Here is a 6,038-nt window from a genome sequence, read left to right on the forward strand (position 1 = left end):
GGGGGCACATCGTGGGGCGGATACGGCGGTTGCATCAGCGTCACTGGCGGGAGCGCAGCAAGGCGGAGCGCGTCGAGCTGCAGAGCGTGGTCAGCTGGTACGCCACCATCTGGGTGCTTCCGCTCAGCTGGCTGATGCTGCCGCTGGTGAGCGGGCTCGACCGGCGGCCCGTGCCGATGGTGCTCGGCGGGCTGCTGGTCGCCGTGGACCTGCTGCAGTGCGCGGCCGCGGGCCGGCTGGTCCGGCCCGCGCTCGACCACTACCTGGGGCGCGTCGAACTGCCGCCCCGCTCCCAGCGCGCCGCCGCCGTCCTGCTCGGCCTGGCGCTCGCCCTGATCACGGCGCTCGCCGCGGTCGACGGGACCGATCCGCTCACGGCCCGGCTGGCGATCGCGGCGGTGCTCGTGCCGTTCGGGCTGCCGTACGCGCTCATCGTGTCCGTCCCGGTGTTCCTGCGCCGGTCCGCGGTCCTCACGGCGCTGGTCGTGGGCGCCCTCTCGATCGTGCGCCTGGACGGTCTCGGTGTGCTCGCCACGACGGTGGTGTGCGGCTTCGCCACCGGCTTCGCCCTGACGGCCGCGCGCTGCGGCGCCTGGACCCTGTCCGTGCTCTGGGAGGCGGAACGCGCCCGCGAGATCGAGGCCCGGCTCGCCGTCGCCGAGGAGCGGCTGAGGTTCGGGCGGGATCTGCACGACGTCCTGGGGCGGAACCTGTCCGTGATCGCCCTCAAGAGCGAGCTGGCCGTGCAACTGGCCCGGCGGGGGCGGCCGGAGGCGGTGGAGCAGATGATCGAGGTGCAGCGCATCGCACAGGAGTCGCAGCGGGAGGTGCGCGATGTCGTACGGGGCTATCGGGAGGCCGACCTCGATGTCGAACTCGTCGGCGCGCAAGGCGTGTTGACGGCGGCCGGGATCGACTGCGAGATCACCGGTGCCGCCGACGGGCTGCCCTCCGACGTGCAGTCCGCGCTCGGCTGGGTGGTCCGGGAGGCCACCACCAACGTGCTGCGGCACGGGGACGCCGGGCGATGTGCCGTGAGTCTGCGGGTGCTGGAGGGGCGCGTGGTGCTGACGGTGGAGAACGACGGAGTGTCCGCGGCCCCCGACGGGGGTGGGGGTTCCGGACTCGCGGGGCTGCGGGAGCGACTGGCCGTGCTGGACGGGACCCTGACGGCGGGTGCCGTCGGACAGGACGGGTTCCGGCTGGTGGCCGAGGTGCCCGTGACGAGTGTGAGCGGAGTTGCCTCATGAGTTCCCCGGTACGGCTGTTGCTCGCCGACGACGAGCATCTGATCCGCGGGGCGCTGGCCGCGCTGCTCGCCCTGGAGGACGACCTCGTCGTGGTCGCCGAGGCGGCCACCGGCCCCGAGGCGCTGGCCATGGCGCGGGCGCACCTGCCCGATGTGGCAGTCCTGGATCTCCAGATGCCCGGCGCCGACGGTGTGAAGGTCGCCACATCCCTGCGGGCCGAACTGCCCGGCTGCCAGGTGCTGATCGTCACCGGCCATGGACGGCCCGGACACCTCAAACGAGCCCTTGCGGCGGGTGTGCGGGGGTTCGTCCCCAAGACGGTCAGCGCGCGGCGGCTCGCGGAGATCATCCGTACCGTGCACTCCGGAAACCGCTACGTCGACCCGGAGTTGGCCGCCGACGCGATCTCGGCCGGCGACTCGCCGCTCACCGCCCGCGAGGCGGAGGTCCTGGAGCTGGCCGCCGACGGGGCGCCGGTCGCGGAGATCGCCGAGCGGGCCGCGCTGTCACCGGGAACCGTGCGGAACTACCTCTCGTCCGCCGTCACGAAGCTCGGGGCCGACAACCGGCACGCGGCAGTGCGTCTCGCCCGGGAGCGAGGTTGGGTATAGTTGCTCTCGCGCCACGGCGCAATGCGGACGTAGCTCAGTTGGTAGAGCGCAACCTTGCCAAGGTTGAGGTCGCGAGTTCGAGCCTCGTCGTCCGCTCCAGTGAAAAACCCCCGGCCGCGGCCGGGGGTTTTCGCGTTGCCCCGCGCTTCGGGGCTCGCACGTCGCCCCCGGATCTCTCCGAGGGCTCGCGCGTCACGGCCGGCTACGCCCAGCTCGACCCCGTCAGACGCTCGTACGCCTCCACGTACTTCGCCCGGGTCGCCTCGACCACGCGCTCGGGCAGCGCGGGCGGGGGCTGCTCGCTCTTGCGGTCCCAGCCGGACTCGGCGGAGGTCAGCCAGTCGCGCACGAACTGCTTGTCGTACGACGGCTGCGCGCGGCCCGGCTGCCACTGGTCGGCCGGCCAGAAGCGGGAGGAGTCCGGGGTGAGGACCTCGTCGGCCAGGACCAGCGTGTCGCCGTCGAAGCCGAACTCGAACTTGGTGTCGGCCAGGATGATCCCCCGGTCGCGGGCGATGTCCCGGGCACGGGAGTACACGGCGAGCGTGGCCTGGCGCAGCTGGGCGGCGGTCTCCGCGCCGACCTGACGGGCCACTTCCTCGTACGACACGTTCTCGTCGTGCTCGCCGACCTCGGCCTTGGTGGCCGGGGTGAAGATCGGGCCGGGCAGCTCGGAGCCGTCCACCAGGCCCTCGGGCAGGGCGAGGCCGCACACGGTCCGGGACTCGTTGTACTCGACGAGGCCCGAGCCGGTGAGGTAGCCGCGGGCCACGCACTCCACCGGGATCATCTTCAGAGACTTGCAGACCAGCGTGCGGCCGGCCCAGTCGGCGGGGGCGCCCTCGGGCAGCTCGGTGCTGATCACATGGCTGGGGGCCAGGTCGCGCAGCCGGTCGAACCACCACAGCGAGAGCTGCGTGAGGACACGGCCCTTGTCGGGGATCTCGGTGGGCAGGACCCAGTCGTAGGCGGAGATGCGGTCGCTGGCGACCATCACGAGGTCGCCCGCCTCGTTCTCGTACAGCTCGCGCACCTTGCCGGTGTGCAGGTGCACCAGGCCCGGAACCTGAGTCGGCTCGGGCTTTTCTACGAATCCGGACACGGTTCCTCCCCGGAGTTCTGTCCAATGGCTCGATTGTCCCGTATCGGACATGGACCACCGACAGGGGGTCAGTCACGTTTGCAGATGCGGTCCAACAGGTTCGCGGTGGCGCGCTGGATCCGGGTGTCCACATGCCCCGGGCGGTCCAGCGCCGGGGACCAGGCGAAGGTCCCGGAGGCGAACACCAGGGCGCCCGAGGGGGCGCGGTAGAGCGAGGTCTCCTGGTGACGCAGGGCGCCGTCGCTGTCGGTGTAGGGGGAGTGGGCGAGCAGGACGCGGTCCTCGTGCTCGGGCAGCGGGGTGCGCGGGAAGTAGCGGTCGGCCTCGCCGGCGACCAGGCCCTCGATCTCGTCGCCCTCGTGCGCGCCAGTCGCCTCCCACAGCCAGTGGCCCGCCTTGCGGACCACCAGCGGGTGCGGCTCGGGCACACGGCCCGCGTACTGGATGCCGACCAACTGCTGCTCCGGGCGGTCGATCTCGCGCCAGAGCACCGGCTTGCCCGGGCCCTTGCGTTTGCGGCAGGTGAGCAGGCGGTCGGGGACGCCGGACGGGGCGGGGGCGAGCTCCACCTGCCAGTACATGGTGTTGGCGGAGAGGAAGACCAGCGAGGTGCCGTTCTCCCGGGCGAGCTCGACGGTGCGGCGCATCTGCGACGACCAGTACTCGTCGTGGCCGGGGAAGACCAGGCCCCGGTAGCGGGTGGGGTCGACGCGGCCGGCGTGCAGGTCGCGGGCGTCGGCGTAGGCGAGGTCGTAGCCGTAGCGCTCGGCCCAGCGGATGAAGTCGTAGGCGTGGCCGACGTGCAGGGGCAGGCCCGCGCCCGCGTACGGGCGGTCGAAGGAGACCGTGGTCGCGGCGTCGGCCTCGCCGAGCAGGCGGCCCCGGTCGTCCCAGGCGTGGTAGAGGCTGGCGCCGGTGTGGCCGTCCTCGGGGTAGAGGTTGTAGGCCTGCCAGGTGATGTCGGGGAGCAGCAGGAGCAGGTCCGCGGGGTGGTTGTCGCGGATCGTGAACGGCACGTGGGAGCGGTAGCCGTCGACGGTGGTCAGGACGGCCACGTAGGCGCCGATGCTCCAGTACGAGGGGACCTGCAGCCGCCAGGACAGCCACCAGTGGTGGCAGGAGACGGTGCGGTCGGCGGCCAGCGGCGCCGGCTGGACGATGCCGGAGAGGCGGGGGCTGGTGGTGATCTTGCTGGCGCCGTCGCCGCCGTAGTGGCCGATCCGGTAGATGTCCACGCTGAACTGCTGGGGCGGGTCGACGGTGATGTGGAAGTCGACTGCCTCGCCGGGCGCGACCGCGCCGGTGGAGGTGAAGCCCTTGATCTGGCGGTGCACGTCGTCGGCGGCGCGGGGGCCGCCGGAGGCGCGTGGCGCGGGCACGCGGGGGTTCTCGCCGGTGGGCTGCTGCCGGCTCGGATCCACGTACCAGGGGACGACATGGCCCGTGTCGTCGAAGTACGTCTCGCTTCCGCGCAGCCAGGGGACCGGGCCCTGGCCGAAGGGGTCCGTGACGGCGTGCGCGAGTGCTCCCGACTCCCAGCGTCGGATCTGCTCCGATCCCATGGTCGCTCCCCTCCCTCGGGCCCCCGTGATGTGTGCAGTGACGTTCGTGCGGTGCCGTTCGTCCGTGTGGTCCCGTGTGTCTCGTGCGTGTGGTGTCGATGGGCACGGCCGGGCGGTTGTCGTGCTCCTGTCGTATGTCGCAAGCCCTTGCCATGCGCGCGATCGGTCCCAGCACATCACATAACGCACGCGCGTGGTCACTATTCGTTGCGAATTGACCTGAAGTGGAAGTTCGCCCTCCGTTACCTTCGGCGTTTACCGAGGTCAGACGAGTCGTACCGGCTTCTCCGGGCGTATCCCTGACTCGATCAGCCAGGCTCGCAGCGGGGCCGGGTCGCCGTCCTCGGTGAGGCTGAGGACTCGGGAGTTCAGATCGGCGGCTCTCTCGCCGTTGATCAGCAGAGACGGGCCGTCGAGCCAGTCGAGTCCGGGGGTCGCGCCGGCCGTGTCCATCGCGGCGCAACAGACCATTGCCGTGACGTGGTCGGCCAGCAGTTCGCGGGCCGTGCGTGGGGGCTGGAGCGGGAAGAGGGGCAGGGTGCAGTCGTCCCAGAGGGCGGTACCGGGCCCCTGACCGGACGCGCCCGCCCCGCCCTGCGCCGCGCCGACCGTCCCCGGGGCCTCCTCCCGGGCCAGCTCCGCACTGAGCCGAGCGGCGAGCGCGGCACCCCGCTGATTCTTCATCTCCCCGAGCGCCTCGTCGTCGTGGCCGTACGACTCCGCGAGGGCCTCGTCGTCGTAGTCGTCCGGCTCCATGGGGGTGTGGTCGTGGCCGTCCGGCTCTACGGAGGCCTGGTCGTAGCCATCCGGCTTCGCGGGGGCCCGCCCGGCGTCGACGTTCTCGTGGGGCGTGGCTGCCGCGGGGCCTGGAGCGGGGTGGGGGTCGGTGGCACCGGCGACTCCCCGGGCGCCCGGGCTGGCGTCGGTAGCGTCGGGGCCGGAAGAGGAGCTGCGGTCGGGGCGGTTGGGGTCGGTGGCTGCCCCTTCCGCCGTGTACTCGTCCCCTTCTGCCGAGCGCAGCCCGGCCTCCCGAGAGGGGGCGCCGAGGTCGCCGTGTGCTTCTCGCTCGCCGCGCGTGCCCTTCTCCGCGCTGGTTTCGTCGTCGCCGAGCGCGTTCAGGCCCGCCGCGTCGGCGTCCTTCTCACCGAAAGCACCCGTCTCCACGCCGGCATCCGTCTCGCCGCGCGAGCCCATCCCCGCGCCAGCTCGTCCATCACCGCACGCGCCCGCCACATCGGCCTCCTTCTCGCCGAGCGCACCCGCCTCCACGCCGGAATCTGCCTCGCCCCGCGAGCTCAGCCCCGCGCCAGCGTCTTCCCCGCCGCGCATACTCGCCCCCGGTCCGGTCTCTCCCCCGTCACGCGAGCTCAACCCCGCGCCGGTCTCTCCCTCACCGCGCGTGCTCATCCCCCTGTGGGCCTCCTCGTCGCGCATGCTCATCCCCCTGTCGGCCCCCTCCTCGGCATACGCACTGGTGCCCGCCCCCGCCGCCGCTCCCGGCAGGCTCGTCGTG

At 72.5% G+C, this 6,038-nt stretch carries 4 protein-coding genes, 1 tRNA gene and 1 pseudogene; 3 read left to right on the forward strand and 3 right to left on the reverse strand.

Going from position 1 to position 6,038, the window contains the following annotated elements:
• The first annotated feature begins 29 nt into the window (after positions 1-29).
• The 3 genes from IPZ69_RS29180 (at position 30) to IPZ69_RS29190 (ending at position 1,960) form a co-directional block, all read left to right on the forward strand.
• Positions 30-1,250: a sensor histidine kinase gene (locus tag IPZ69_RS29180; RefSeq protein ID WP_235457581.1), complete on the forward strand. Its 1,221-nt coding sequence runs from the start codon at positions 30-32 to the stop codon at positions 1,248-1,250.
• The gene (locus IPZ69_RS29185; RefSeq protein ID WP_235457583.1) at positions 1,247-1,861 is read left to right on the forward strand and encodes a response regulator transcription factor; all 615 of its coding nucleotides are present in this window, start codon (positions 1,247-1,249) and stop codon (positions 1,859-1,861) included. Before IPZ69_RS29180 ends, IPZ69_RS29185 begins: the two co-directional genes overlap by 4 nt.
• A 23-nt stretch (positions 1,862-1,884) precedes the next feature.
• Positions 1,885-1,960 (forward strand) — tRNA-Gly (locus IPZ69_RS29190).
• A gap of 103 nt (positions 1,961-2,063) precedes the next feature.
• Here IPZ69_RS29190 and IPZ69_RS29195 read toward each other — a convergent pair.
• From IPZ69_RS29195 to IPZ69_RS47925, 3 genes and pseudogenes are all read right to left on the reverse strand, one after another.
• Positions 2,064-2,963, reverse strand: coding sequence for a phosphoribosylaminoimidazolesuccinocarboxamide synthase (locus tag IPZ69_RS29195; protein WP_235457585.1), 900 nt, complete (start codon positions 2,961-2,963; stop codon positions 2,064-2,066).
• A gap of 68 nt (positions 2,964-3,031) precedes the next feature.
• Entirely contained in the window at positions 3,032-4,525 is a 1,494-nt protein-coding gene (locus tag IPZ69_RS29200; RefSeq protein ID WP_235457586.1) for a N,N-dimethylformamidase beta subunit family domain-containing protein, read from the reverse strand.
• A gap of 264 nt (positions 4,526-4,789) precedes the next feature.
• Positions 4,790-5,374: pseudogene (locus IPZ69_RS47925) on the reverse strand (hypothetical protein); the annotation flags it as partial.
• Positions 5,375-6,038: the final 664 nt, after the last annotated feature.

Origin of the sequence: Streptomyces olivochromogenes (genome assembly GCF_021538895.1) — a bacterium.
Classification (GTDB): domain Bacteria; phylum Actinomycetota; class Actinomycetes; order Streptomycetales; family Streptomycetaceae; genus Streptomyces; species Streptomyces olivochromogenes_A.

What these genes read in the sequence shown, in the direction of transcription:
- IPZ69_RS29185 (WP_235457583.1), top strand. Translation starts at nt 1,247, where the DNA reads ATGAGTTCCCCGGTACGGCTGTTGCTCGCCGACGACGAGCATCTGATC.
- IPZ69_RS29200 (WP_235457586.1), bottom strand. Translation starts at nt 4,525, where the DNA reads ATGGGATCGGAGCAGATCCGACGCTGGGAGTCGGGAGCACTCGCGCAC.